The sequence below is a fragment of the Pantoea sp. PNA 03-3 genome (assembly GCF_003201175.1).
Lineage (GTDB): Bacteria > Pseudomonadota > Gammaproteobacteria > Enterobacterales > Enterobacteriaceae > Pantoea > Pantoea stewartii.
Genome location: NZ_QICO01000007.1, coordinates 196,347 through 221,381, shown reverse-complemented (window position 1 = coordinate 221,381; position 25,035 = coordinate 196,347). Strand labels below are relative to the sequence as shown.

The following is a 25,035-nucleotide window of genomic DNA, read 5'->3' as shown; positions in this document are numbered from 1 at the left end:
AGAAGTTTTTCTCCGGCGAAAACTCCGGGGAGTTCTCTGCTGAACACCGCGTTACGTAAGCCGTTGTGCCGTGTCAGTGGAGGCGCATTATAGGGCGTTCTTTCTGGGTGACAAGCATTAATTATAAAAAAATGACTGAGCGATTCATTTTTAAACGAACGGGGTAAAAAGCAACACATCCTGCGTAAATAACGCACGGAAATCACCACATATCGGTTGAAAGAGGCGTATTGTGCATTTCTGCCAATGCTATTCTTTTTTATATTCTTTGCCGAAGACATTACGAAGGACGCTCAATGATTAAATCCGCGCGCAGTATGGCCGGTCTGCCATGGATTGCCGCTATGGCCTTCTTTATGCAGTCACTGGATGCCACGATACTCAATACCGCGCTGCCCGCGATCGCTACCAGCCTTGAACGTTCCCCGCTAGCCATGCAGTCCGCCGTTATCAGCTACACCTTAACTGTTGCCATGCTTATTCCGGTTAGTGGATGGCTTGCAGACCGCTTTGGCACACGCAAGATCTTTATTATTGCCGTTTCGCTGTTTACGCTGGGTTCACTTGCCTGTGCCTTATCGCCCTCCTTATCAATACTGGTCACATCGCGCGTTATTCAGGGCGTGGGTGGCGCGATGATGATGCCCGTCGCGCGGCTGGCCCTTCTGCGTGCCTATCCCCGTAGTGAACTCTTACCTATTCTCAACTTTGTCACCATGCCGGGATTAGTCGGACCGATACTGGGGCCGTTGCTGGGGGGAATCATGGTGACCTATGCCACCTGGCACTGGATCTTCCTGATAAACATTCCGATAGGTCTGCTCGGCATCGTCTATGCACGTAAATTCATGCCTGACTTCACGACACCAAAGCGCCGCTTCGACTTTCTGGGATTTTTATTGTTCGGCATTGGATTAGTGATGATCTCTACCGGCATAGAGCTGTTTGGTGAGCGTATTGTCTCACCCTGGCTTGCGGCAGGCGTTCTGACTGGCGGCGTTGTCTTGTTGCTCCTCTATATAGCCCATGCCCGGCGTCATCCCTCGCCGTTGATCAATCTGCCCATGTTTAAAACACGCACATTCTCGGTAGGCATCATTGGTAACATCGCTTCGCGGCTGGGCACTGGTTGCGTGCCGTTTTTGATGCCGCTGATGCTTCAGGTAGGATTTGGCTATTCTGCGATTCTGGCTGGCTGCATGATGGCCCCCACAGCCATTGGCTCCATTCTGGCTAAACAAAGCGTGACGCAATTACTGCGCTGGTTTGGCTATCGCCGCCTGTTAGTCAGTATTACGATGATCATTGGCGTGATGATCGCCAGCTTCTCGCTGCAGTCACCTTCTGAGGATATTGCGTTCTTATTAATTCCACTCTTTCTGTTAGGTATGGCGATGTCCACCCAGTTTACGGCAATGAACACCATTACCCTGGCTGATTTGGATGACGACAATGCCAGTGGCGGCAACAGTGTACTCGCGGTGACACAGCAGCTCGCGATCAGCTTTGGGGTGGCCGTGAGTGCAGCTGTCCTGCGCTTTTATCAGGAATTTGATAGCACGACAGTAGAACAGTTCCATTCTACCTTCCTGACGATGGGCATCGTCACCGTCCTGTCAGCGCTGACGTTTACGATGCTGCGCAATGGCGACGGACGCAACCTGATTAAAAATCGCGATAAAAAGAAGAAAGCTTAAACCGATCCCCGCGGAACCAGTTCCGGCGTCAGTACCAGCGTCTGCTGGCTGACGTCGGGATTACTCAGACGATAAATCAACGTATCAATAGCCAGTTCACCCAGCTCATCTTTCGGTTGATGAATGGTGCTCAGCGGCGGCGACATATAGCGCGCCAGTTCCACGTCATCATATCCCATCACCGCCATATCCTGCGGAATCTGCAAGCCGGCCTGATGTAGTGCATGGTAAACCCCAACCGCCATCGCGTCGTTGCTGGTAAAAACGGCATGCGGTGGGGTATCCAGCGCTAACAGTTCGAACATGGCGTTATAACCGCCCGCAAACTCAAAGTCACCGCTCACGACATAGTCTGGCGGGACCTCCAGACCGTTTTTCTGCATTGCCTGATGAAAACCTTCAAGGCGCATGCGCGCCGGGGTTTTATCAAGCGGCCCGGAAATACAGGCGATTCGCGAATATCCGCTGTCAATCAGATGCTGTGTCGCCAGTTCACCCCCCAACAGCGCGTTATCCTGAATGATATCGCCCCGCCCTTCGAAAGGCGCCCAGTCCATCATCACCATAGGAATAGAAGGATAACGATTCAGGATTTCCGCCGACGGTAAATGGCTTTCCGTGCACATAATCAGCAAACCATCGACCCGCTTTTGCAGCAAGGTTTCCAGGCTACGATTCATACGGTCTTCGTCCCCGGCGGTATTGCACAGAATCAGGCTGTATCCACGCTCATAACAGCTGTCTTCAACACCACGTACCACTTCGGCATAAAAGGGGTTACTGCTGGCGGTCAGTAGCATGCCGATCGTATGGGTTTGGTTAAGCTTGAGGCTACGAGCCAGTGCCGACGGCGCATAGTTCAGATCGCGAATCGCCTGTTCGATTTTTTCACGCACCCCATCGCTCACAAAACGATTCTTGTTGATGACGTGTGAAACCGTTGAGGTGGAGACGCCCGCCAGCCGGGCGACATCTTTCATCGTAGCCAAGCGCTTAACCCTGTTGCTGTAAAAAGTCGTCGATCTCGGCACGCCAGGGTACAGAGGGCTGTGCTCCCGAACGGGTTACCGCAATTGCCGCAGCAGCGTGCGCAAAGCGAACGGCATCCAGCATGGCCTTGCCTTCAAGACGTGCTGTGATAAACGCGCCGTTAAACGTATCACCCGCCGCAATCGTATCTACGGCTTTCACGTCAAAGCCCGCAACACGTTGCCCCTGGCCCTTTTCACTCAGCCAGACGCCACGGCGTCCCAGGGTGATCAAGACAGTGGGGATGCCTTTATTATGTAACGCAGCCGCCGCACGCGCAGCGTCCTCATCATTTCTGACGGCGATTCCTGTCAGGATTTCAGCCTCAGTCTCGTTTGGCGTAATCACGTCAACCAGCGCTAACAGACTGTCCGGCAGAGCCGTTGCTGGCGCAGGATTCAAAATGACCTGCGTCTGATGCTGCCGGGCAAGGGTTGCCGCCGCTACCACGCTGTCCAGTGGCGATTCAAGCTGCATCAGTAATGCGTCAGCCCCGGCGATAACCTGCTGGTGACGCGCGACGTAGGCTGGCGTTAACGCGGCATTAGCACCGGAATAGATGCCTATATTATTTTCGCCTTCACCATTGACGAAGATCATCGCAACGCCCGTCGATTCACCCTTAATGACCTCTACCGGCTGGGTATCAATCTTATCCTGCGCGAGTTGCTGACAGACACGTTCACCAATGTCATCGGCACCGACACAAGCAATAAAGGCAATATCAGCGCCCGCACGGCCGGCAGCAACAGCCTGATTGGCGCCTTTACCACCAAACGCAATCTGATATTTCTGCCCGATCACCGTTTCGCCGGGACGGGGAAAGTGTGCCAGGTTAAGGATATGGTCAGCATTGATGCTGCCGAGAACGGCCAGTTTTGCGTGTTTGCTCATTGGGAGAGTCCGAAATAAGTGCGCCACCGATGGGTGGCGCAGTGCCCTGCTTTTCTTTGATTTATTTAGTAACCAGTTTCAAATCAACTGGATAAACTGCCTGCACTTTTTCGCCTTTCAGCACTTTATCAGCAGTCTGAACGCCGATCATGCCAATTTTCTCTGGCATCTGAGCAACGGTCGCCGCCAGCTTACCGCCTTCAACGGCTTTCACACCATCTGGCGTGCCGTCAAAGCCCACCACCAGCACATCGGTCTTGCCAGCAGTCTGCAGTGCACGCAGGGCACCCAGTGCCATTTCGTCGTTCTGGGCAAATACCGCCTGCACATCTGGATGCGCCTGCAACAGGTTCTGCATCACGTTCAGGCCTTTAGTACGGTCAAAGTCAGCAGGCTGGCTGGCCAGAACCTTGAACTTGTGTGCATCAACGGCTTTCTGGAAGCCTTCGCCACGTTCACGGGCTGCTGAAGTTCCCGCGATCCCTTCTAATTCGATGATTTTCGCGCCATCACCCAGTTTACGGGCAATAAAGTCACCTGCCATTTTTCCGCCGAAGCGGTTATCAGATGCAACATGGCTTACCACGGTACCCTGAGCCGCCACGCGATCCAGCGTGATAACAGGGATTTTTGCCTGGTTAGCCAGCTTGATGGCATTGCCTACAGAGTCAGAATCGGTTGGGTTGATCAGCAGTGCTTTGGTGCCGCGAACCGTCAGATCCTGCACGTTAGCCAGTTCTTTCGCAGGGTTGTTCTGTGAATCCAGCACGACCAGGTTGTAACCCAGTTTGTCCGCTTCTTTTTGCGCGCCGTCTTTCAGGGACACAAAGAACGGGTTATTCAGCGTAGAGATAACAAGGGCAATGGTATCTTTCGCCATTGCGCTGGCGCTGAGGGTTGCGCCAAGAATGACAGCGAGTGCAGTTAACTTTTTCATCATTTTATCCTGTATAAGAGTCTGAGTTATTTGCTGCTTTTATTATCCACCAGCACCGCCAGCAGAATAACGACTGCTTTGACGATCATCTGGTAGTAGGAAGATACACCCATCAGATTTAATCCATTGTTTAAAAAGCCAAGGATTAATGCGCCAATTAAGGTGCCAACGACGCGGCCTTTACCGCCTGCCAGACTCGTTCCGCCCAGCACGACAGCCGCGATAGCGTCCAGTTCATAGCCTGTACCCGCTGTTGGCTGGGCAGAAGACAGACGCGCCACTTCAATCGATCCCGCCAGCGCGGCCAGCATGCCAGACAATGAGTAAACAATAACTTTCACACGGTTAACGTTGATGCCGGAGAGACGCGTGGCCGCCTCATTACCGCCCAACGCATAAATATAGCGACCCAGGCGCGTGTGATGCAGCATGTACCAGGCGGCGACAAACACCAGCGCCATCAGCCAGACCGGGGTTGGAATACCCAGCGGACGACCAATACCAATCCAGCCAAACAGATCGGCATTATCGTTGAAACCGGTATTGACCGGACTGCCGTTGGTATAAACCATGGTGACGCCGCGCAGCAGTAACATCATGACCAGCGTAGCGATAAACGCCTGCACCTTGCCCCGCGCCACGATGGTTCCCGTGACCGCACCTATCGCCGCGCCCAGCACCAGGGAGGCTGCAACGGCAACAAAGGCATTCACCTCCATGCCTACCAGCGAGGCGGCCACCGCGCCCGTCAGCGCCAGCAGCGAGCCGACGGAAAGATCGATGCCGGACGTTAAAATGACCAGGGTCATTCCCACAGCCATGATGGCATTGACCGATGTCTGCTGAAGAATGTTGAACAGGTTGGCCACAGTAAAGAAATTCGGGCTCTGGCTCGCCACCACAGCAATCAACACAATCAGCGCAATCAGCGATTTTTGCTCAAGTAGCCAGGCTTTGCTGAACCAGCGACGGTTAGATGGAACGGTTTGGGTGGTCATACAACTAAATCCTCACTGTGTTGCTTACCGACGGCTGCTGCCATCAGGCTTTCCTGGGTAGCTTCTTCACGGCTAAATTCGCCGCTTAAACGGCCTTCATGCATCACGACAATACGGTCACTCATGCCCAGCACCTCTGGCATTTCTGACGACACCAGGATGATGCTCAGCCCTTCAGCTTTGAACTGATTAATCAGCTGATAGATCTCTTTTTTGGCCCCGACGTCCACGCCGCGCGTCGGTTCGTCAAGAATCAACACGTTAGGGCGCGTCATCAATCCACGGGCTATCGCCACCTTCTGCTGATTCCCGCCCGATAACAGGCCAATCGGCTGCTCCATCGACGGCGTTTTCACGTTAAATAAGCGAATGAAATCTTTTACAGCGAGCTGCTCTTCCGCATGGCGCAGTCTGCCAGCCGGGTGACTGAAATAGCGTAAGGCGGTAAGCGACATGTTTTCTTTGACTGACATGCCTAACACCAGGCCATCGCGCTTGCGATCTTCGGAGATATAAACGATGCCGTTAGCCAGGCCATCCTGAGGAGAACGGATCACGACTTCACGTCCACTCAGCCAGACCTGCCCCCCGGTACGGGGCAAGGCACCATACAAAATTTTCATTAACTCTGTCCGGCCTGCGCCCATCAGGCCCGATACGCCGAGAATTTCGCCTTTACGTAAGGTAAAGCTGACGTCATCCACGCCAGGGCCGCTGAGGTTCTGAACCTTAAGACGAATTTCGCCGGGCGCCTCATCCAGATGGGGATACTGATCTTCTAATTTGCGTCCCACCATCATTTCGATCAGGCTCTCTTCGCTCATCTCGGCGACCGGACGCTCTGCAATAAATTGCCCGTCACGGAAGACCGTCACGTCATCACAAATCTCAAAAATTTCTTTCATGCGATGAGAGATATAAACGATGCCGCATCCTTGCGCCTTCAGTTCATTGATCACCCGGAACAAGGACAATGTTTCAGTATCCGTCAGCGCATCCGTGGGCTCATCCATAATGATGACTTTCGATTCAAAGCTCAGAACCTTGGCAATTTCGACCATTTGTTGATCGCCGATGGATAAATCGCCCACCAGCTTGTGACTGCTAAAACGCAGATTCAGGCGTTTCAGGAGCGCATCCGCCTCCGCATACATCCGCTTCCAGTTAATGCGACCAAAACCATTAATGAATTCACGCCCAAGAAAGATGTTTTCTGCCACAGTCAACTGCGGGATCAGGTTGAGCTCCTGATGGATAATGCCGATACCGGCTTCCTGCGAGGCTTTCGGTCCACTGAAGGTGGTTTCTTCGCCCAGCCACTGTAGTGATCCGGCGTCACGGGTATAAATCCCGGTCAGCACCTTCATCATGGTGGACTTGCCGGCGCCATTCTCACCGACTAATGCCATAACGCGTCCTGCCCAGACGGACAGCGACGCGCCATTTAATGCTTTCACGCCCGGAAACGCTTTTTCGATGCCTTTGAGCTGCAGTAACGGTTGCATAACGGCCTCAGAAGGTCACACCGGCACTCAGGATGACATTCGCATACGGAGAGCACTCTCCGCTGCGAATGACCGCCTGGCTACGTTGTGTTTGTTGTTTAAACTGTTCATGACTGATGTAGCGGATGGTAATGCGATTTCCCTGGTGCTGTTGCAATGCGTCGAGCACGGCGATCAGTTCGCTATGGAGCTGCGGATTGTGTTGCTTAATTTCTTCCGCGATAAAGGCGCTTTCCACCTGCATCTCATGCGTTACCGCTTCCACCACCTGCATGAAGCCTGGCGTACCCGGTATCAGTGCCAGATCGATACGCTGCGTTTCTGTCGGAATGGGCAACCCCGCATCAGCGATCGTCAACGTATCTGTATGGCCCAGGCGGGCGATAACGTAAGAGAGTTCAGCGTTTAACAGGCGACCTTTTTTCATTTTTCCACTCCAGAGCGAAACGTTTCGCTTTCTGGAGTGTATAAAAAGAAGGTTACAATTCAACCACTGGAGAAGAAATTTGTGATCGCTATCGAAACGTTTCGATATTGCCGGAGGGAATTTGAGTTAGGGACTGTTATGAAAGGAAAACCGGACCGTCAATACGGTCCGGTCACGGGTGATTAAGGAAGCTTCTTAACCTGTTTCACATCCAGTTCAATGCTGTTGAAGTCTTTATCCAGTTCACCTGTCAGCTCAACCCGATCTTTCGGCGAAACCGTGACGCCATTCCAGCGTTTATGGTCGATCTCGACCGTCATTGTGCCGCTTTCATCGCGGAACAAATAATCTTCGTTACCCGTTTGTTTTTCAAGCTGGCCCCTTACGGTAATCCAGCTGTCATCTTTCATCGCTTCAGCCTGCTTCACCGTCACGACGCTGGTGTGATCGGCGTGAAAACCACCCTGCTGCGTGTGTGCTGCCGGTGCAGGCGCATTCGGGTCAACAAAACCGCCTTGTTGTGCCGCCAGTACAGGCGCAGACGCTAACAGTGTTACAGCGATAAGTGCAGCATACTTTTTCATTTCGTCACCTCTTGTCTGTGAATCCGTTCTTTCAGTGACAGCAGTAAACCACACAGTTCTTAACAGGATCTTAAGGGGAAAATATCCTCTTTTTTTAGCCAGACTCGCTGTACAACCGCCATTTCGCTTCGTATAAATCGCTTATTAAAAGGGAGAGACGATGCGCATTTTACTGATTGAGGACGATCGCCTGATCGGCGACGGCATTAAGGCTGGACTCAGCAAGCTGGGGTTTAGCGTCGACTGGTTTGTCTCAGGCGAGGCCGGATTTCAGGCCCTGAATGCCGCCCCGTGGGATGCGGTTGTGCTTGATTTGTCCCTGCCGGAGCGTGACGGGCTGGACATTCTGCGCCAGTGGCGTCAACAGGGCTACGATGTCCCGGTACTCATTCTGACGGCGCGCGATGCACTCGACCAACGGGTTGAAGGATTACAGATGGGCGCGGACGATTATCTGTGCAAACCCTTTGCGCTGACCGAAGTCGCCGCGCGTTTACAGGCACTGATTCGACGACGCCATGGGCAACTGCAACCCGAACTGCGTCACGGCGATGTCGTATTGATCCCCGGTAACCTCAGCGTGGTACAAAACGGGGCCAGCGTTGAACTAAAAAGCCGCGAGATGGCGCTGCTGGAACTGTTTATGCGTAACCCGGGGCGCGTGCTGACGCGCAGCCAGTTAGAAGAAAAACTTTACACCTGGGATACCGAGGTTTCGAGTAATGCGGTTGAGGTGCATATTCATCATCTGCGCAGGAAATTAGGCCAACGCTTTATTCGCACGATCCACGGCGTGGGCTATACGCTGGGGGAAAGCGAATGCGATCGATGAGCTTATTCCTGCGTCTGGGCATTGGCCTGATGTTGATACTCGGCATCTGCTGGGGAGCGGCCACGCTGAGCGCTCGCTACCAGACGCGCGAAACGATCAATGAGCTGTTTGATACGCAGCAACTGTTACTTGCAAAGCGCCTGCTGACACTGAATTTCACCTCAGTGAACGAAACCTCGCTTCCCAGGAGTAAAAAAATACTGCCCCATAACCGGGGCGAACAGGATGATGATGCGCTGGCCTTTGCCGTCTTTACGCGTGATGGAAAACCGGTCCTCAACGATGGCGATAACGGCAAAGATTTTCTCTTTAATGCCGATCATCAGGGCTTTCTGAATGGTCAGCTCAGGGACGATGACGATCCCTGGCGGTTAGTCTGGCTGACCACGCCCGATCAACGCTACCGCGTAGTGGTGGGTCAGGAATGGGAATACCGGGATGACATGGCCAACGATATCGTGAAGACCAGCACGCTGCCCTGGCTGATTTCACTCCCCTTTATGCTGCTGATGTTAACGGGCCTGGTCTGGTATGAACTCCGCCCGCTAAAAAAGCTCAGCCAGCAACTGGCTCAACGCGCACCTGATGATGATGCGCCTTTACAGGCTGACCGCGTGCCGAAAGAGGTGCGCCCGGTCATTGACGCGCTGAATGGGCTGTTTGGTCGAATTCATACGATGGTGCAGCGGGAACGCCGCTTCACGTCCGATGCGGCGCACGAATTACGCAGTCCGCTGGCGGCCCTGCAGGTACAAAGCGAGGTCATCCAACTGGCCGCCGATGACGAGGCAATGCGCACGCATGCACTTCAGCAGTTGGATGCGGGCATTGTCCGGGCGACACGTCTGGTGGATCAGTTACTGACGCTGTCGCGTATTGAAGCAGAGGATGCCCGTAACGCGTTCCAGCCTGTCATGCTGAAGAAAGTGGCGCAGGAAACCCTGACCTCACAGCTGCCGCTGGCAGAGAAAAGTGATATCCGGTTGCGCTTCAATGCTGAAGCCGATCCGGTCATTTCGGGACATCCCTTGCTGCTGTCTTTGCTGATAAGGAATCTGCTTGATAACGCCATTCGTTATACACCGCCAGGCAGCAACGTAGATCTGATTCTTCAGTCAGGAAGATTGCGAGTGGAAGATAACGGCAACCGTTTATCACCCGACGCGCTACAACGACTGGGTGAGCGTTTCTGGCGTCCGCCAGGGCAGGAGAAAAGCGGCAGTGGATTAGGTTTATCCATTGTGCGCAATATTGCCCAGTTACATGGCATGACGCTGCACTTCAGTCAGCTTCCGGAAGGCGGGCTGTGCGTCAGCCTGAGCTGGTAAAAAAAGCGCCTGACAGGCAGGCGCATGCTGTTAAATCTCGACCTGGGTACCCAGTTCAATCACCCGGTTGGGCGGAATCTCAAACTGATCTGGCGCACGTAGCGCATTGCGCTGTAGCGTCATGAACAGCTTGCCGCGCAGTCGCAGATACCATGGCCGTTTGCCGATAATCAGCGACTCATGAGACATAAAGAATGAGGTCTCCATCATGCGGCAGTTCAGTCCCTCCAGCCCACAACGATGGAAAATCTCCTCTACGTTTGGCGTTTCACGCCAGCCGTAACTGGCTACCACACGCCAGAAGGTCGGCGACAACTGTTCGATAGTCACGCGTCTGACGTTATGCACATAGGGCGCGTCTTCTGTGCGCAGTGTTAATAACACCACGCGTTCGTGCAGCACCTTATTGTGCTTAAGGTTATGCAGCATGGCAAAAGGGATCACATTTAGTGCGCGTGACATATAAACCGCCGTTCCGGGCACGCGCACAGGCGGCGATTTTTCCAGAGAAGCAATCATTGCCTCCAGAGAGTTGCCGTGTTCATGCATACGACGCAGCAAACGGAAGCGTTCACTCTTCCATGTCGTCATCACGATAAACATCATCAATGCCAGAGTCAGCGGCAGCCAGCCACCGGAGAAAATCTTGATCAGGTTGGCCGAGAACAGGGATACGTCAATGCACAGCATGGCAATCAAAATCAGTCCAACCAGATAGCGATTCCAGTGCCAGTTCATTATCGCGACGGTCGCGCAAAGCACAGAGGTCAGCACCATTGTGCCCGTGACCGCAATCCCGTATGCCGCAGCGAGATTACTCGAATGCTCAAAACCAATAATCACAATTACCACAGAGAAATAGAGCAGCCAGTTAATGATTGGGATATAGATCTGGCCTGACTCTTTTTCTGAGGTATGAACAATGCGCATGGGCGGCAGATAGCCGAGACGCACGGCCTGGCGGGTTAACGAGAATACGCCGGAAATAACCGCCTGCGAGGCGATGACGGTGGCTAACGTTGCCAGAATCAACATGGGGACAAGCGCCCAGTCGGGTGCCAGCAGGAAAAACGGGTTTTTGATCGCTTCCGGGTGTTTCAGCAACAGCGCGCCCTGACCAAAATAGTTGAGCACCAGCGACGGCAGCACCACCACAAACCAGGCCAGGCGAATAGGAAACTTACCGAAGTGCCCCATGTCTGCATACAGCGCTTCAACGCCCGTAATCGCCAGCACAACGGCGCCAAGCGCAAAGAAGGACACCGATTTATATTCCACAAAGAAGTGCAGCGCCCAGTAAGGATTCAGCGCCTGGAGTACCTCAGGATTGTTGGCAATGCTTCGTGCGCCCAGTATTGCCAGCACGATAAACCACAGCAGCATGACCGGCGCAAACAGTTTACCGACAATCCCTGTACCGTGTTTCTGGATAATAAACAGCAGCGTAAGCACGGTGATTGCCAGCGGAACAATATAGCTGTCCAGGTTGGGCGCGGCGATTTCCAGCCCTTCAATCGCTGACAACACGGAGACGGCTGGCGTAATCACCACTTCGCCATAGAAGAAGCTGCCGCCAATCAGTCCCATAATTACCAGCGTTGCCGTTATGCGCCCGCCCGTATGTCGGCCCGCCAACGACATCAGCGTCAGAATACCGCCTTCTCCGGCATTATCAGCACGCATAACGTAGCTGATGTATTTCAACGAGACCACCAGCACCAGCAGCCAGAAAATCAGCGAAAGAAAGCCAAAGACGGCATCCCGTTCAACGCCAAAACCAAACTGTCCCGAAAGACATTCGCGTAAGGTATAAAGCGGGCTGGTACCGATATCGCCATAGACGACCCCAATAGCCGCAAGCGTTAATCCGCCTAGTGAGTGCTTATTATCAGAGCTCATAAAATGATCTTTTGTTAGATTCTGAGAGGCGCTCAAGCCATCAAAAAGCGCACAGTATGCACGTATTCACGAAAATTTATACTCCGCCGTCAGGGTTACAGGCGGTCATCCCCTGATTTCTTGCGTTCTTATTAACATTAAAAGCCGCGCTATCGAACCTTCTGAAACAAAAAAGCTGACATCGATTAACGCTTTCGCGCATCATACCCTATAGAGTATTGCGTTCGCTAAAACGCTGCGGCTCGACGATCGTAAGGACATAGATGTGATTATGGCTCAACCCCATCTTTTGGCAGAAAGAATTTCTCGGCTCAGCAATGCGTTAGAAAAAGGTTTGTATGAGCGACATCATGCCATTCGCCTTTGTTTGCTGGCCGCACTTAGCGGCGAAAGCGTTTTTTTACTTGGCCCGCCAGGTATTGCAAAAAGCCTGATTGCCCGCCGACTGAAATGCGCCTTTCAACATGCCCGTGCCTTTGAATATTTGATGACCCGCTTCTCCACACCGGAAGAAGTCTTTGGTCCCCTTTCCATCCAGGCATTGAAAGATGAAGGCCGTTATCAGAGGCTGACCAAAGGTTATTTACCGGATGCTGAAATCGTTTTTCTGGATGAGATCTGGAAAGCCGGCCCGGCCATCCTGAATACGCTGCTCACCGCCATCAACGAACGCCGCTTTCGTAATGGCGATAGCGAAGAAAAAATTCCGATGCGCCTGCTGGTCACCGCCTCGAATGAGTTACCGGAAGCCGACAGCGGACTGGAAGCCCTGTATGACCGTATGTTGATCCGCCTGTGGCTGGACAACGTGCATGAAAAACAAAACTTCCGCAGCATGCTGACCCACCAGCAGGATGAAAATGACAATCCGGTAGCCGAGTCGCTGCGCATCAGTGACGAAGAATATGTGCAATGGCAGCAAGGCATCAGTCAGGTTGCGTTGCCGGATAATGTCTTTGAACTGATTTACCAGCTACGTCAGCACCTGGAGAAGCTACCAGAGGCACCCTACATTTCCGATCGCCGCTGGAAAAAAGCCATTCACCTGTTGCAGGCCAGCGCTTTTTACAGTGGCCGCAATGCGATAGCGCCTCTCGATCTGATCCTGCTTAAGGACTGCCTGTGGCACGACGTCGCGTCGATGAAAATTCTGGACAGTGAAATCGATCAGTTGATGACGCAGCACGCCTGGCAACAGCAAACGATCCTGCTGAAACTCCAGCAGCTCAAAGCGCGTCGGCTGGCGTTGCAACAGCAGCAAAGCGTCGCTGCTGCAATTACGCTGGAAAAACACAGCGGTATGTTTAGCCGTAAACCCCATTACGATTTGCCCGAAAGCTTTACCGAGGCACAGTTAACCCTGATGTTGCAGAAACCCCTGGTGCTGCACGACATGCAGGTGACGCATTTGGTGATCGAGCGCGAAGCGCTGGATCACTGGCTGCAAAAAGGTGGTGATGTGCGCGGTAAATTAAATGGCATCGGTTTTGCGCAGACGCTGGATTTGCTGGTGGATGCGCAGCACTGCCTGGCGATACGCGACGTCAGTTTGCAAACCGCCAGGCTGACATTGCCGGGTGCCAGCAGCGCCGATGCCTTGCCGCAGGAAATCAGCGACGCGCTGGATGAACTTGACGGCCAGTTGCGTCAACAGCGTCACCTTTTCAGCCAGCAGCAACGTTGCCTGTTTATCAGCGATGACTGGCTGGCACGCGTCGAAACCAGCCTGCAGGATGTGGCGGAACAGCTCAAACAGGCGCGTAAATGATCTCACTGGAGACGCTGAGTACATTGCTGTCAATCGGCGAAACGGACCTGATTGAAGAGCTTATTCTGGCCTTACTCGCGTCTCCACAGCTGGCGCTTTTCTTTGAAAAATTCCCCGGTATGAAGAAGGCGCTGCTACGTGACGTCCCTCGCTGGAAAGCCGAGATTGACGCCGAACTCAAAGCCACGCCCGTTCCCGACATGCTGGCGGAAGAATTTCAGCTGTTTCAGCGTATTCAGTTACTCAGCGATCGTGAATTTAGCCAGCAGCTTGATGAAACGCTTGCTCACCTCGAACGCCTGACGTCCCCTTTCTTAGAGGAAGCTCGACGGCTGCTGCTGCATAACGATCCCGGTAATCTCAGCACCGCACAACATACCTTATTCCTGCAACGCTGGCGGCTCAGCCTCACACTGCAAACGCTCACGCTGAATGAACAACTCCTTGAGCAGCAGCGTGAACGTCTGATGGCAGAGTTGCAGCAACGTATGGCACTGAGCGGGCAGCTGGCGCCGGTACTGGCGGATGATGACGAGGCAGCAGCCGGACGCTTGTGGGATATGGGCAAAGCCCCGCTCCAGCACGGCGATTACCAGTTGATGCTGCAATATGGGGATTTTCTTGCGCAGCAGCCTGAATTAATGAAGCTGGCTCAGCAACTGGGCCGCAGCCGGGAAGCAAAGTCGGTGCCTTCACAGGATGCCCCGCTGGAAACATTCCATCATCTGGTACGCGAACCGGATGCCGTGCCGGAAGAAGTCAGCGGTATTCATCAGAGCGATGATGTGCTGCGTTTATTACCGCCCGAGCTTGCGGCATTAAGCGTCAGTGAACTGGAACTTGAGTTTTACCGACGCCTGGTAGAGAAGCGATTACTTACTTACAAACTTCAGGGTGACGCCTGGCACGAAAAGATCACTCAGCGTCCGGTCAGCCACCAGCAGCATGAAGAACAGCCACGTGGCCCCTTTATCGTTTGTGTCGATACGTCCGGCTCGATGGGCGGTTTCAATGAGCGATGTGCAAAAGCCTTTTGCCTGGCCCTTCTCAAGATTGCGCTGGCCGATCGGCGGCGCTGTTACATCATGTTATTCGCGCATGACGTAATTGGTTACGAATTAACGGGCGATGACGGACTGGAGCAGGCCATTCGTTTTCTCAGCCAGCGTTTTCGCGGTGGCACCGACCTGGCAGCCTGCCTTTCCGCCGTCATTGCCCGCATGGAAGGGCCGCAATGGCAGGATGCGGATGCCGTCATCGTGTCTGATTTTATCGCGCAACGCCTGCCAGATGAGGTTGTGCGCAGCGTTAAACATCGCCAGCAACAGCAGCAGCAACGCTTTCACGCTGTCGCCATGTCTGCGCACGGAAAACCCGGCATCATGCGTATCTTTGACCATATCTGGCGTTTTGATACCGGCATAAAAAGCCGTTTATTGCGTCACTGGCGCCGTTAAGCCCTACGGCAGAAATTCCATTTTGCTTTATAGTAAATATCTGCAATTACTTATTCAGCAATCTGGAGTGCCCTGTGAACGCTGTTCAACACCATCATGATTTGCCAGCCCCAACCCGAACATTGCTGCTCTCTGGCCAAAACGTCGAACAAAAACGTGCCGAGCTCCTGGCTTATTTCAACCAGACCTGGGCGCTGTACGAGGATCTGTTTACCTGCCTCAACGATCAACGCGCCTGGTTTACAAAAGCGATACCGCTGCGTCATCCGCTGATCTTCTATTTCGGCCACACCGCCACCTTTTATATAAACAAGCTCATGGCAGGCCGCTACATCGACTCACGTATTGACGATCGCATCGAAGCGATGCTGGCAATAGGCGTCGATGAAATGAGCTGGGATGATCTTAATGACAGTCACTATGACTGGCCTTCAGTGGAAGCTGTACGCGATTATCGCGGCAGTGTGAAAGCACTGGTGACGCAGTTTATTGAAACGATGCCGCTGGAATTGCCTGTTAGCTGGGACAGTCCGGCCTGGGTTATTTTGATGGGCATTGAGCATGAACGTATTCATCTTGAAACATCCAGCGTACTGATTCGGCAGTTACCGGTTGAATGGGTAAAACCGCAACCACAATGGCCGGTCTGCAGCGAAGCGCGTCACGATCGCCAGTCCGTCCCGACAAACAGCCTGGTTTCTCAGCCAGGCGGACTGATTACGCTGGGTAAAACCGATGACACCTACGGCTGGGACAACGAATACGGCACGCAGCAGACCGAGCTGAAACCGTTTAAAGCCAGCAAAATGCTGGTCAGTAATGCCGAGTTTTATACCTTTATCGAAGCGGGCGGTTACCAGAACGATCGCTGGTGGGATGAAGAAGGGCTGGGCTGGCGTAAGTTTGCCAGGGCGACAATGCCGACCTTCTGGGTCGGCAACGCCGCGATGCCCGATCAGCTAAAACTGCGTTTGATGTGCGAAGAAGTGGCAATGCCATGGGACTGGCCTGCTGAGGTGAATCAGTTGGAAGCGGCCGCGTTTTGCCGCTGGAAAGCCGAGGAAACCGGAAAATCTGTGCAGTTGCCTTGCGAAGCAGAATGGTACCAGTTGCGTGAACAGGTTGAAGGCGACCAGCCAGACTGGGATCAGGCGCCGGGCAACATAAACCTGGCCTACTGGGCTTCATCCTGTCCTGTTGATCGCTTCCCACAGGGTGAGTTCTTTGACATCGTGGGGAACGTCTGGCAGTGGACGACTACGCCAACCAATGGCTTTGAGGGCTTCAAAGTTCATCCCCTTTACGATGATTTCTCGACACCTACCTTTGATGGTAAGCATTCACTTATTAAAGGTGGCAGTTGGATATCGACTGGCAATGAAGCCATTAAATCGTCACGTTATGCCTTCCGTCGCCACTTTTTCCAGCATGCCGGCTTCCGCTATGTCGTTTCTTCCCATCAGGAAACCATGGCGCTGAACCCTTATGAAACCGACAGCATGGTTTCACAATATCTCGATTTCCAATACGGCCCACGGTATTTCGGCGTTGATAACTATGCAGAAGCGCTGGTCACACTGGCGCTGCCGCACTGTAAGAACCGCGGAGAGGCACTGGATATCGGCTGCGCGACGGGCCGCGCGAGCTTTGAGCTGGCTCGTCACTTTGCGCATGTGACCGGCATGGATTACTCGGCACGCTTTATTGATGTCGCGTTACAGCTGACCACGGGTGAGGATTTCCGTTATGTCGTGCCGGAAGAAGGCGAGTTGGTTGAGTATCGTCAGGTAAGGCTTAAGGACTTTTCTGTTACCAGCGAACAGGCAAAGCGTATTCAGTTTATCCAGGGTGATGCCTGTAATATGAAACCCCAGCCTACACGTTACGATCTGGTCCTGGCATCAAATCTGATTGATCGCCTGCGCCAGCCGGCCCGGTTCCTTCATGATGTCACTCCTATGATCCGCCCGGGTGGCCTTCTGGTTCTGTCATCGCCGTACACCTGGCTTGAAGAGTTTACGCCGAAGGAAAACTGGTTGGGCGGGGTAAGGGAAAATGGCGAAGCGCTGACGACCTTACAGGCGCTACAACGCCTGCTGGCGGCAGACTTTGAGCAAATCGGTTCGCCACAGGACGTGCCGTTTGTGATTCGTGAAACCGCCCGTAAGTTCCAGCACACGCTTGCCCAGGTCACGCTCTGGCGTAAGCGTTAACCCGTGGGCAGCGGCACGTGCCGCTGTCCGTTGGTTGCCAGGGCCGTTATTTTGCTGCACATTCTCCTCAGTTCATTGAAGAAAAACGATAACGAGGATGACAATGCCTGACCATCTGCAGCTGGATAATCTGGACCGGGGCATTCTGAATGCCCTGCTGGAAAATGCGCGAACCGCCTACGCCGAGCTGGCCAAACAGTTCAATGTCAGTCCGGGAACGATTCATGTACGCGTCGAAAAGATGAAGCAGGCGGGCATCATTCTGGGCACGCGGGTCGAGATCGACCCGCGTCAGCTGGGTTTTGATGTCTGCTGTTTTATCGGCATTATCCTGAAAAGCGCCCGTGATTACCCGGCAGCCCTCAGCAAGCTTGAAGCCCTGGATGAGGTCGTGGAAGCCTGGTACACCACCGGGCACTACAGTATTTTCATTAAAGTCATGTGTCGTTCTATCGATGCCCTGCAGCAGGTATTAATCAATAAGATCCAGACCATCGACGAAATCCAGTCCACTGAGACACTGATCTCACTGCAAAATCCAATTATGCGAACCATCAAGCCCTGATCTTTCCACTGGCTTGTGCACAATCTTATCCTTTGACGATCAGCCGTCTGACAACGGCTGTATCGGGTTTATCTAAACTAATAACCTTGTTTTCCACAGGTGGATCACTGCTTGATCACAGCGTACAATACTGGCTTCACCTCAGGAGAGCACGATGGCCGACATTACGTTAATCAGTGGCAGCACCTTAGGCAGCGCCGAATATGTTGCCGAACATCTCGAAGAAAAACTGCAGGAAGCGGGCTTCTCTACGCAGATGCTGCATGGCCCTGAGCTGGAAGAGGTGCCGCAGGAAGGCATCTGGCTGGTGGTAAGTTCAACCCACGGCGCCGGTGAGTTACCTGACAATCTGCAACCTTTTTATGATGCTATTAATGAAAGCCGTCCCGATCTGTCTGCCGTCCGTTTTGGGGCTGTTGGCATTGGCAATCATGAGTACGATCTGTTTTGTGGCGCCATCCGCAATATTGATGCTCTGCTGATTGCCTGCGGCGCGCAGCGTATCGGTGAACGACTGGAAATCGACATTCTCGAACATGAGATCCCTGAAGATCCGGCTGAAGAATGGGTGATGACCTGGAAATCCGCGATCTGAGCGGGTGTGGGATCGTGAAATAATGACGATCCCCAGCAGATAATATTGTTTTTCGTCGGATCCTGCTGTTTGTTTTGTGGATAACTACCCTGCTTTTCTGCGTATAACCGGTAGTTATCCAAAGAACAACCGTAGTTTACTTTCTGAGCTGTGGATAAAGACCTGTTTTGATCCCAGCTTATACGGATCGGGATCACCGATCATTCACAGGTATCGATCCTCGCTACCAACTTGTTTCCTTTGAGGTTTCCGCAGATATCCACAAGGCATGGCGATCCTAATAAGAGATCTAACAGAGAGATCATATAAAGAATAAAGATCTTATCTTTTAAACCTGACGATCCCGCTGCTTTCGCCTCAGCCATAATTTCAGTAGAATCCACCGCCCAGAGAGAACGATCTCTGACTATTCATCAACGAGGTACCACTTCATGTTTTATCAAGATCCTTTTGACGTCATCGTTATTGGTGGTGGTCATGCGGGCACGGAAGCTGCCATGGCAGCAGCCCGAATGGGTCAGCAAACCCTGTTACTGACCCATAACATTGATACGCTGGGACAAATGTCCTGCAATCCGGCGATCGGTGGTATCGGCAAAGGACATTTGGTAAAGGAAGTGGATGCCTTAGGCGGTTTGATGGCCAGCGCGATCGACCAGGCCGGCATTCAGTTTAGGATACTAAACGCCAGTAAAGGCCCTGCTGTTCGGGCAACGCGTGCGCAGGCCGACCGCGTGCTTTACCGTCAGGCTGTGCGTACAGCACTGGAGAATCAGCCCAACCTGATGATCTTCCAGCAGGCCGTCGATGATCTCATCGTTGAAAACGATCGTGTCGTCGGTGCTGTGACGCAAATGGGCCTGAAGTTCCGTGCCAAAACCGTTGTGTTAACCGTGGGCACGTTCCTTGACGGGAAAATTCATATCGGGCTGGATAACTACAGCGGTGGACGCGCGGGTGATCCCCCTTCTATCCCGCTGGCGAAACGTCTGCGTGCGTTACCCTTACGTGTTAATCGTCTGAAAACCGGCACTCCGCCGCGTATTGACGCACGTAGCATCGACTTCAGCGTGTTATCGCCGCAGCATGGTGACAACCCCATGCCTGTGTTTTCGTTCATGGGAAGCGCGTCACAGCATCCTCAGCAGGTTCCGTGCTGGATCACCTATACCAATGAAAAAACGCATGATGTGATCCGCAATAACCTCGATCGTAGCCCCATGTATGCCGGGATCATCGAAGGGATCGGCCCACGCTATTGCCCTTCGATTGAAGACAAAGTCATGCGCTTTGCCGATCGCAATTCGCATCAGATTTTCCTTGAGCCTGAAGGGCTGACCAGTAACGAGATCTACCCGAACGGTATCTCCACCAGCCTGCCGTTCGATGTGCAGATGCAGATCGTACGTTCTATGCAGGGTATGGAAAATGCAAAAATCGTGCGCCCGGGCTATGCCATTGAGTATGATTTTTTTGACCCACGTGATCTGAAACCCACGCTGGAAAGCAAATTTATTGCCGGTCTGTTCTTTGCTGGCCAGATCAACGGCACCACCGGTTACGAAGAAGCGGCGGCCCAGGGCTTGCTGGCAGGCCTGAATGCGGCAAGACAGTCTGCTGATAAGGAAAGCTGGGCGCCACGTCGTGACCAGGCCTATCTGGGCGTGCTGGTGGACGATCTTTGTACGCTCGGCACCAAAGAACCGTATCGCATGTTTACCTCGCGTGCTGAATACCGTTTGATGCTGCGTGAAGACAACGCCGATTTGCGTCTGACGGAAACGGGTCGCGAACTCGGTCTGGTGGACGATGCGCGCTGGGCGCGCTTTAACCAGAAGCTGGAAGCGATCGAGCAGGAGCGTCAGCGACTGCGTGATATTTGGGTCCATCCTAAATCCGCAAACATCGCCGACGTGAATACCGTAACCAGCGCACCGTTGACGAAAGAAGCCAGCGGTGAAGATTTGCTCCGTCGTCCTGAAATGACCTACCTGAAACTGATGACGCTGGAAGCATTTGGCCCGGCGTTAACCGATGAGCAGGCTGCTGAGCAGGTCGAAATCCAGGTGAAATACGAAGGTTATATTGCGCGCCAGCAGGAAGAGATTGAACGTCAGCTGCGAAACGAAAATACATTACTGCCTGCGACGCTGGATTATCGTCAGGTCAGCGGTCTGTCCAATGAAGTTATCGCCAAGCTGAACGATCATAAACCCACGTCAATTGGTCAGGCGTCACGCATTTCAGGCATTACGCCTGCGGCAATCTCGATTTTACTTATTTACCTGAAAAAACAAGGTCTGTTGCGCAAAAGCGCCTGATCTGAACCGGGGCGGGCTTACCCGCCCCCGCTGACTGGACTGATGCTGTGATCAACAAACTCACTTCGCTGCTGCAAGCGGCAAACATTTCTCTTACCGATCAACAAAAACAGCAACTGGTAGCCTATGTCGGGCTGCTGGATAAATGGAATAAAGCCTACAATCTGACGTCCGTACGGGATCCGCAGCAGATGCTGGTGCGCCATATTCTGGACAGCATTGTGGTTGCGCCGCATCTTAAAGGTGCCCGCTTTATCGATGTCGGGACAGGGCCGGGCTTACCAGGTATTCCTCTGTCCATCGTCATGCCTGATGCGCATTTCACTTTACTGGACAGCCTCGGTAAGCGTGTGCGTTTTTTACGGCAGGTCCAGCATGAACTCGGTTTGACCAATATCACGCCAGTGCAGAGCAGGGTAGAGGACTTTCCTGCAGAGCCGCCATTTGACGGCGTCATCAGCCGTGCTTTTGCCTCCCTGGACGATATGGTGAGCTGGTGCCACCACTTACCGGCGGAAGACGGCCACTTTTATGCTCTTAAAGGCGTACGGCCTGATGATGAAATTGCCAACCTGCCTGCGGGATATGCGCTTGATAGCGTGGTTGCATTGCGGGTACCCCAGCTTGAGGGTGAACGTCACCTGGTCATTATCGGACGTGAATAGCTGAAGTTTGCACCGTGCGCGACGACGAGGCATGGTGCATGTGTTACCAAAGATGCGGTAGGGCGACATTTGTCTCATCGGTTATTTCACCTCGCAATGTTAAATACCCACGCGGAAATTATCTGAAAAACTTTTTCACATTTAACTTTTGCTTCACAACTTTTTATCAAAATAATCACGCATTCCTGGAATTTTCCAGGTGTGAATCACCCATTATCCGGTTAAACGGCAATGAAATGTGGTCACGGGGAATAAGCATTTTACGATTCTGAACCCGTCTTCGATGTCAATAGACCCTTTCTATCGTCATTACGAAAAAATGAGGCGGTAATTCTTTTTAAGCAACTGTCCATAAAGGGTTTATTTATTGATTCTTAGCTCAGGTAATTACGGGACGATAAAACCGGCTACGGTGCGAATGCTTATTATGTGATCTAAAGCACGCTTTAAAACAGCATGACGACCGAACTTTTCGGCGTGTAATTCGTAACGACCGGCTCTCTATCTTTGGAAAAATAGTCCTTCGGAAAGAAATTTAGATAATTGTTCACCTTTTCGTTACTTAACGATTGAAATCACAGGTGCGGCCCGTATAATTTGCACGGCTTTTGCTACTTGACTCAAATGCACAAAGGCAGTCTTATACGACACGCGACATACCCCTAAAGGGGCAGGAGAGTATCAGCGTCATGTCAGTGTCTCTTTACAGTGTAAAATACGCCCGAACGGTGCTGATGATTCAGTTAGTGACCATTGTCATCGTCGGTGTTCTCTTTTTTGCCCTGAAAGATATGACCTGGGGCGCCTCTGCACTTGCTGGCGGCGTGGCAGCCTGGCTGCCGAATGTGTTGTTCTTGTTTATAGCCTGGCGCCTGCAAGGGCAAACCCCGGCATCGGGGCGCGTCGCATGGAGCTTTGCTTTGGGTGAAATAGCCAAAGTGTTCGCGACCATTATTTTGCTCATTGTGGCGTTGGGTGTATTCGATGCGGTCTTTTGGCCGGTCGGAGTAGCCTGGTTATCGGTGCTGGTCGTACAGATGTTGGCACCGGCGGTAATTAACAACAAAGGGTAAGAGGCATCATGGCTGCAGGAGAAATCTCTACTCCGCAAGAGTACATTGGTCACCACCTGACTCATCTTCAGTTGGACCTGCGTACCTTCGAGTTAGTGAATGCTCACGACGCTCCCGCGACGTTCTGGGTATTAAATATCGATTCCATGTTTTTCTCTCTGGTGCTAGGAGTTATCTTCCTGGTGTTGTTCCGTAGCGTGGCGAAAAGCGTCACCAGCGGTGTGCCAGGGAAAATGCAGGCGGCTATCGAGCTGGTTGTCGGTTTCGTTGATAGCAACGTGCGCGACATGTATCACGGTAAAAGTAAACTTATCGCCCCGCTGGCTCTGACAATTTTTGTCTGGGTCTTCCTGATGAACTTCATGGATCTGCTGCCAATCGATCTGCTGCCGTATATCGGTGAGCATTGGTTAGGCCTGCCAGCGCTTCGCGTTGTGCCGTCCGCAGACGTGAACATCACGTTATCTATGGCGTTGGGCGTCTTTATTTTGATTCTGTTCTACAGCATCAAAATGAAAGGCATTGGCGGCTTCACGAAAGAGCTGACGCTGCAGCCTTTTAATCACCCGATCTTTATCCCCATCAACCTGATTCTGGAAGGTGTTAGCCTGCTGTCCAAACCGGTTTCTCTCGGTCTGCGACTGTTCGGTAACATGTATGCGGGTGAACTGATCTTTATCCTTATTGCCGGTCTGTTGCCGTGGTGGTCACAGTGGGTTCTGAATGTGCCGTGGGCCATTTTCCATATCCTGATCATTTCGCTACAGGCTTTCATCTTCATGGTCCTCACGATTGTCTATCTGTCGATGGCATCTGAAGAACATTGATTTTTTTCTCAACAATACGCGTTTAACTGAAACAAACTGGAGACTGTCATGGAAAACCTGAATATGGATCTGCTGTACATGGCTGCCGCTGTGATGATGGGACTGGCGGCAATCGGTGCTGCGATCGGTATCGGCATCCTCGGAGGAAAATTCCTGGAAGGCGCTGCTCGTCAGCCTGACCTGATTCCTCTGCTGCGCACGCAGTTCTTTGTTGTAATGGGTCTGGTGGATGCAATCCCAATGATCGCTGTTGGTCTGGGCCTCTACGTGATGTTTGCTGTCGCCTAAAGCCCTGTGTTCACTCTGCGCCCGGCGCAGGCGTGAACGGATTCTGCCGTTTATCACTGATAGCGGCAGAAAAGTTTACTACTTAATTAGAGGCATTGTGCTGTGAACATTAATGCAACAATCCTCGGCCAGGCCATCGCGTTCATCCTGTTTGTCGCGTTCTGCATGAAGTACGTATGGCCGCCGATTATGGCTGCCATCGAAAAGCGCCAGAAAGAAATTGCTGAAGGCCTTGCTTCTGCTGAACGCGCGAAGAAAGATTTGGATCTCGCGCAGGCTAATGCGACCGACCAGCTGAAAAAAGCGAAAGAGGAAGCTCAGGTCATTATCGAGCAGGCGAACAAGCGTCGCACGCAGATTCTGGACGAAGCCAAGACTGAAGCTGATAACGAACGTACTCGCATCGTGGCACAAGCGCAGGCTGAAATTGACGCCGAGCGTAAACGTGCACGTGAAGAACTGCGTAAGCAAGTCGCGTTGCTGGCAATGGCTGGCGCCGAGAAGATCATCGAACGTTCCGTGGATGAAGCTGCTAACAGCGACATCGTTGATAAACTGGTCGCTGAACTGTAAGGAGGGAGGGGCTGATGTCTGATCTGATTACTGTAGCTCGCCCCTACGCCAAAGCAGCTTTTGACTTTGCTGTTGAGCATCAAAGTATTGAACGCTGGCAAAAGATGCTGGCGTTTGCCGCAGAAGTGGCTGCCAATGAACAGATGGCTGACCTGCTTTCCGGTGCGTTAGCACCTGAAGCGCTGGCTGCCTCGTTTAACGCAGTCTGTGGTGATCAACTGGATGAACCCGCGCAGAACCTGATTAAGGTGATGGCGGAAAACGGACGTTTGACAGCGCTTCCAGCTGTACTGGCGCAATTCATTCAACTTCGGGACGCGTATGAAGCGACGGCCGAAGTGGATGTCATTTCTGCCAGCACGCTGAGTGACGACCAGCTGACTAAAATCAGCGCCGCGATGGAAAAACGTCTGTCACGCAAAGTTAAGCTGAATTGCAAAATTGATAAGTCTGTGATGGCAGGCGTGATCATCCGTTCGGGTGATCTGGTGATTGATGGCAGCGTACGCGGCCGTCTTGACCGTCTGGCAGACGTCTTGCAGTCTTAAGGGGACTGGAGC

General features: G+C 52.7%; 23 protein-coding genes. 15 read left to right on the top strand and 8 right to left on the bottom strand.

Annotated features, from left to right (window positions below; genetic code table 11):
• The first annotated feature begins 236 nt into the window (after window positions 1-236).
• The gene (gene mdtD, locus C7433_RS18440) at window positions 237-1,697 is read left to right on the top strand and encodes a multidrug transporter subunit MdtD (RefSeq protein ID WP_325992858.1); all 1,461 of its coding nucleotides are present in this window, start codon (window positions 237-239) and stop codon (window positions 1,695-1,697) included.
• Here the strand turns inward: mdtD and rbsR are convergent.
• The 7 genes from rbsR to C7433_RS18405 form a co-directional block, all read right to left on the bottom strand.
• The gene (rbsR, locus tag C7433_RS18435) at window positions 1,694-2,677 is read right to left on the bottom strand and encodes a ribose operon transcriptional repressor RbsR (protein WP_033737206.1); all 984 of its coding nucleotides are present in this window, start codon (window positions 2,675-2,677) and stop codon (window positions 1,694-1,696) included. The two genes, mdtD and rbsR, sit on opposite strands and share 4 nt — an antisense overlap.
• Window positions 2,678-2,690: 13 nt before the next feature.
• The gene (rbsK, locus tag C7433_RS18430) at window positions 2,691-3,620 is read right to left on the bottom strand and encodes a ribokinase (protein WP_110268688.1); all 930 of its coding nucleotides are present in this window, start codon (window positions 3,618-3,620) and stop codon (window positions 2,691-2,693) included.
• A gap of 61 nt (window positions 3,621-3,681) precedes the next feature.
• On the bottom strand, window positions 3,682-4,557 hold the full coding sequence (rbsB, locus tag C7433_RS18425; RefSeq protein WP_033737208.1) for a ribose ABC transporter substrate-binding protein RbsB: 876 nt from the start codon (window positions 4,555-4,557) through the stop codon (window positions 3,682-3,684).
• A 26-nt stretch (window positions 4,558-4,583) separates the two neighbouring features.
• Window positions 4,584-5,555 carry a ribose ABC transporter permease gene (gene rbsC, locus C7433_RS18420; RefSeq protein WP_006121183.1) on the bottom strand — a complete coding sequence of 324 codons (972 nt, stop codon included), beginning with the start codon at window positions 5,553-5,555 and terminating at the stop codon, window positions 4,584-4,586.
• Complete coding sequence (gene rbsA, locus C7433_RS18415; RefSeq protein WP_006121184.1) at window positions 5,552-7,060, bottom strand: ribose ABC transporter ATP-binding protein RbsA; 1,509 nt, start codon at window positions 7,058-7,060, stop codon at window positions 5,552-5,554. The genes rbsC and rbsA overlap by 4 nt, the downstream gene beginning before the upstream one ends.
• 7 nt (window positions 7,061-7,067) lie before the next feature.
• On the bottom strand, window positions 7,068-7,487 hold the full coding sequence (rbsD, locus tag C7433_RS18410) for a D-ribose pyranase (RefSeq protein WP_110268687.1): 420 nt from the start codon (window positions 7,485-7,487) through the stop codon (window positions 7,068-7,070).
• Between the two features lie 182 nt (window positions 7,488-7,669).
• The gene (locus C7433_RS18405; protein ID WP_006121186.1) at window positions 7,670-8,071 is read right to left on the bottom strand and encodes a YgiW/YdeI family stress tolerance OB fold protein; all 402 of its coding nucleotides are present in this window, start codon (window positions 8,069-8,071) and stop codon (window positions 7,670-7,672) included.
• A 160-nt stretch (window positions 8,072-8,231) separates the two neighbouring features.
• Between C7433_RS18405 and qseB the strand changes: the two genes are divergently transcribed.
• The gene (gene qseB, locus C7433_RS18400; protein ID WP_006121187.1) at window positions 8,232-8,903 is read left to right on the top strand and encodes a quorum sensing response regulator transcription factor QseB; all 672 of its coding nucleotides are present in this window, start codon (window positions 8,232-8,234) and stop codon (window positions 8,901-8,903) included.
• Window positions 8,891-10,231, top strand: a complete 1,341-nt coding sequence (qseC, locus tag C7433_RS18395; protein ID WP_110268686.1) for a quorum sensing histidine kinase QseC — start codon at window positions 8,891-8,893, stop codon at window positions 10,229-10,231. The genes qseB and qseC overlap by 13 nt, the downstream gene beginning before the upstream one ends.
• Window positions 10,232-10,261: 30 nt before the next feature.
• Here qseC and kup read toward each other — a convergent pair whose 3' ends face one another.
• Complete coding sequence (gene kup / locus C7433_RS18390; RefSeq protein ID WP_006121188.1) at window positions 10,262-12,130, bottom strand: low affinity potassium transporter Kup; 1,869 nt, start codon at window positions 12,128-12,130, stop codon at window positions 10,262-10,264.
• Window positions 12,131-12,401: 271 nt separating this feature from the next.
• On the opposite strand from kup, the gene ravA reads away from it, so the two are divergent.
• The 12 genes from ravA (at window position 12,402) to atpH (ending at window position 25,023) form a co-directional block, all read left to right on the top strand.
• Entirely contained in the window at window positions 12,402-13,898 is a 1,497-nt protein-coding gene (gene ravA / locus C7433_RS18385; protein ID WP_033737396.1) for an ATPase RavA, read from the top strand.
• Window positions 13,895-15,355: an ATPase RavA stimulator ViaA gene (viaA, locus tag C7433_RS18380; protein WP_033737214.1), complete on the top strand. Its 1,461-nt coding sequence runs from the start codon at window positions 13,895-13,897 to the stop codon at window positions 15,353-15,355. Before ravA ends, viaA begins: the two co-directional genes overlap by 4 nt.
• Before the next feature lie 74 nt (window positions 15,356-15,429).
• The gene (ovoA, locus tag C7433_RS18375; RefSeq protein ID WP_110268685.1) at window positions 15,430-17,568 is read left to right on the top strand and encodes a 5-histidylcysteine sulfoxide synthase; all 2,139 of its coding nucleotides are present in this window, start codon (window positions 15,430-15,432) and stop codon (window positions 17,566-17,568) included.
• Window positions 17,569-17,671: 103 nt separating this feature from the next.
• On the top strand, window positions 17,672-18,133 hold the full coding sequence (gene asnC, locus C7433_RS18370) for a transcriptional regulator AsnC (RefSeq protein WP_006121192.1): 462 nt from the start codon (window positions 17,672-17,674) through the stop codon (window positions 18,131-18,133).
• A 154-nt stretch (window positions 18,134-18,287) separates the two neighbouring features.
• Entirely contained in the window at window positions 18,288-18,728 is a 441-nt protein-coding gene (gene mioC / locus C7433_RS18365) for an FMN-binding protein MioC (RefSeq protein WP_033737219.1), read from the top strand.
• A gap of 431 nt (window positions 18,729-19,159) precedes the next feature.
• Window positions 19,160-21,049, top strand: coding sequence for a tRNA uridine-5-carboxymethylaminomethyl(34) synthesis enzyme MnmG (mnmG, locus tag C7433_RS18360; protein ID WP_033737220.1), 1,890 nt, complete (start codon window positions 19,160-19,162; stop codon window positions 21,047-21,049).
• 47 nt (window positions 21,050-21,096) lie between these two features.
• The gene (rsmG, locus tag C7433_RS18355; protein ID WP_006121195.1) at window positions 21,097-21,714 is read left to right on the top strand and encodes a 16S rRNA (guanine(527)-N(7))-methyltransferase RsmG; all 618 of its coding nucleotides are present in this window, start codon (window positions 21,097-21,099) and stop codon (window positions 21,712-21,714) included.
• 689 nt (window positions 21,715-22,403) lie between these two features.
• The gene (gene atpI, locus C7433_RS18350; protein WP_006121196.1) at window positions 22,404-22,787 is read left to right on the top strand and encodes a F0F1 ATP synthase subunit I; all 384 of its coding nucleotides are present in this window, start codon (window positions 22,404-22,406) and stop codon (window positions 22,785-22,787) included.
• Between the two features lie 8 nt (window positions 22,788-22,795).
• On the top strand, window positions 22,796-23,614 hold the full coding sequence (gene atpB / locus C7433_RS18345) for a F0F1 ATP synthase subunit A (protein ID WP_033737226.1): 819 nt from the start codon (window positions 22,796-22,798) through the stop codon (window positions 23,612-23,614).
• 48 nt (window positions 23,615-23,662) lie between these two features.
• Window positions 23,663-23,902 (top strand): F0F1 ATP synthase subunit C, encoded by a 240-nt coding sequence (gene atpE, locus C7433_RS18340; protein ID WP_003849523.1) that lies wholly within the window; start codon window positions 23,663-23,665, stop codon window positions 23,900-23,902.
• Window positions 23,903-24,004: 102 nt separating this feature from the next.
• Window positions 24,005-24,475, top strand: a complete 471-nt coding sequence (atpF, locus tag C7433_RS18335; RefSeq protein ID WP_013023933.1) for a F0F1 ATP synthase subunit B — start codon at window positions 24,005-24,007, stop codon at window positions 24,473-24,475.
• Between the two features lie 14 nt (window positions 24,476-24,489).
• Window positions 24,490-25,023 (top strand): F0F1 ATP synthase subunit delta, encoded by a 534-nt coding sequence (gene atpH / locus C7433_RS18330; RefSeq protein ID WP_006121199.1) that lies wholly within the window; start codon window positions 24,490-24,492, stop codon window positions 25,021-25,023.
• Window positions 25,024-25,035: the final 12 nt, after the last annotated feature.

Coding starts and splice junctions, on each gene's coding strand:
- qseB (WP_006121187.1), top strand. CDS start 8,232: ATGCGCATTTTACTGATTGAGGACGATCGCCTGATCGGCGACGGCATT.
- qseC (WP_110268686.1), top strand. CDS start 8,891: ATGCGATCGATGAGCTTATTCCTGCGTCTGGGCATTGGCCTGATGTTG.
- rbsD (WP_110268687.1), bottom strand. CDS start 7,487: ATGAAAAAAGGTCGCCTGTTAAACGCTGAACTCTCTTACGTTATCGCC.
- rbsR (WP_033737206.1), bottom strand. CDS start 2,677: ATGAAAGATGTCGCCCGGCTGGCGGGCGTCTCCACCTCAACGGTTTCA.
- rbsK (WP_110268688.1), bottom strand. CDS start 3,620: ATGAGCAAACACGCAAAACTGGCCGTTCTCGGCAGCATCAATGCTGAC.
- mnmG (WP_033737220.1), top strand. CDS start 19,160: ATGTTTTATCAAGATCCTTTTGACGTCATCGTTATTGGTGGTGGTCAT.
- atpB (WP_033737226.1), top strand. CDS start 22,796: ATGGCTGCAGGAGAAATCTCTACTCCGCAAGAGTACATTGGTCACCAC.
- ravA (WP_033737396.1), top strand. CDS start 12,402: ATGGCTCAACCCCATCTTTTGGCAGAAAGAATTTCTCGGCTCAGCAAT.
- atpH (WP_006121199.1), top strand. CDS start 24,490: ATGTCTGATCTGATTACTGTAGCTCGCCCCTACGCCAAAGCAGCTTTT.
- atpI (WP_006121196.1), top strand. CDS start 22,404: ATGTCAGTGTCTCTTTACAGTGTAAAATACGCCCGAACGGTGCTGATG.
- kup (WP_006121188.1), bottom strand. CDS start 12,130: ATGAGCTCTGATAATAAGCACTCACTAGGCGGATTAACGCTTGCGGCT.
- asnC (WP_006121192.1), top strand. CDS start 17,672: ATGCCTGACCATCTGCAGCTGGATAATCTGGACCGGGGCATTCTGAAT.
- mioC (WP_033737219.1), top strand. CDS start 18,288: ATGGCCGACATTACGTTAATCAGTGGCAGCACCTTAGGCAGCGCCGAA.
- rbsA (WP_006121184.1), bottom strand. CDS start 7,060: ATGCAACCGTTACTGCAGCTCAAAGGCATCGAAAAAGCGTTTCCGGGC.
- viaA (WP_033737214.1), top strand. CDS start 13,895: ATGATCTCACTGGAGACGCTGAGTACATTGCTGTCAATCGGCGAAACG.
- atpE (WP_003849523.1), top strand. CDS start 23,663: ATGGAAAACCTGAATATGGATCTGCTGTACATGGCTGCCGCTGTGATG.
- C7433_RS18405 (WP_006121186.1), bottom strand. CDS start 8,071: ATGAAAAAGTATGCTGCACTTATCGCTGTAACACTGTTAGCGTCTGCG.
- rbsC (WP_006121183.1), bottom strand. CDS start 5,555: ATGACCACCCAAACCGTTCCATCTAACCGTCGCTGGTTCAGCAAAGCC.
- rbsB (WP_033737208.1), bottom strand. CDS start 4,557: ATGAAAAAGTTAACTGCACTCGCTGTCATTCTTGGCGCAACCCTCAGC.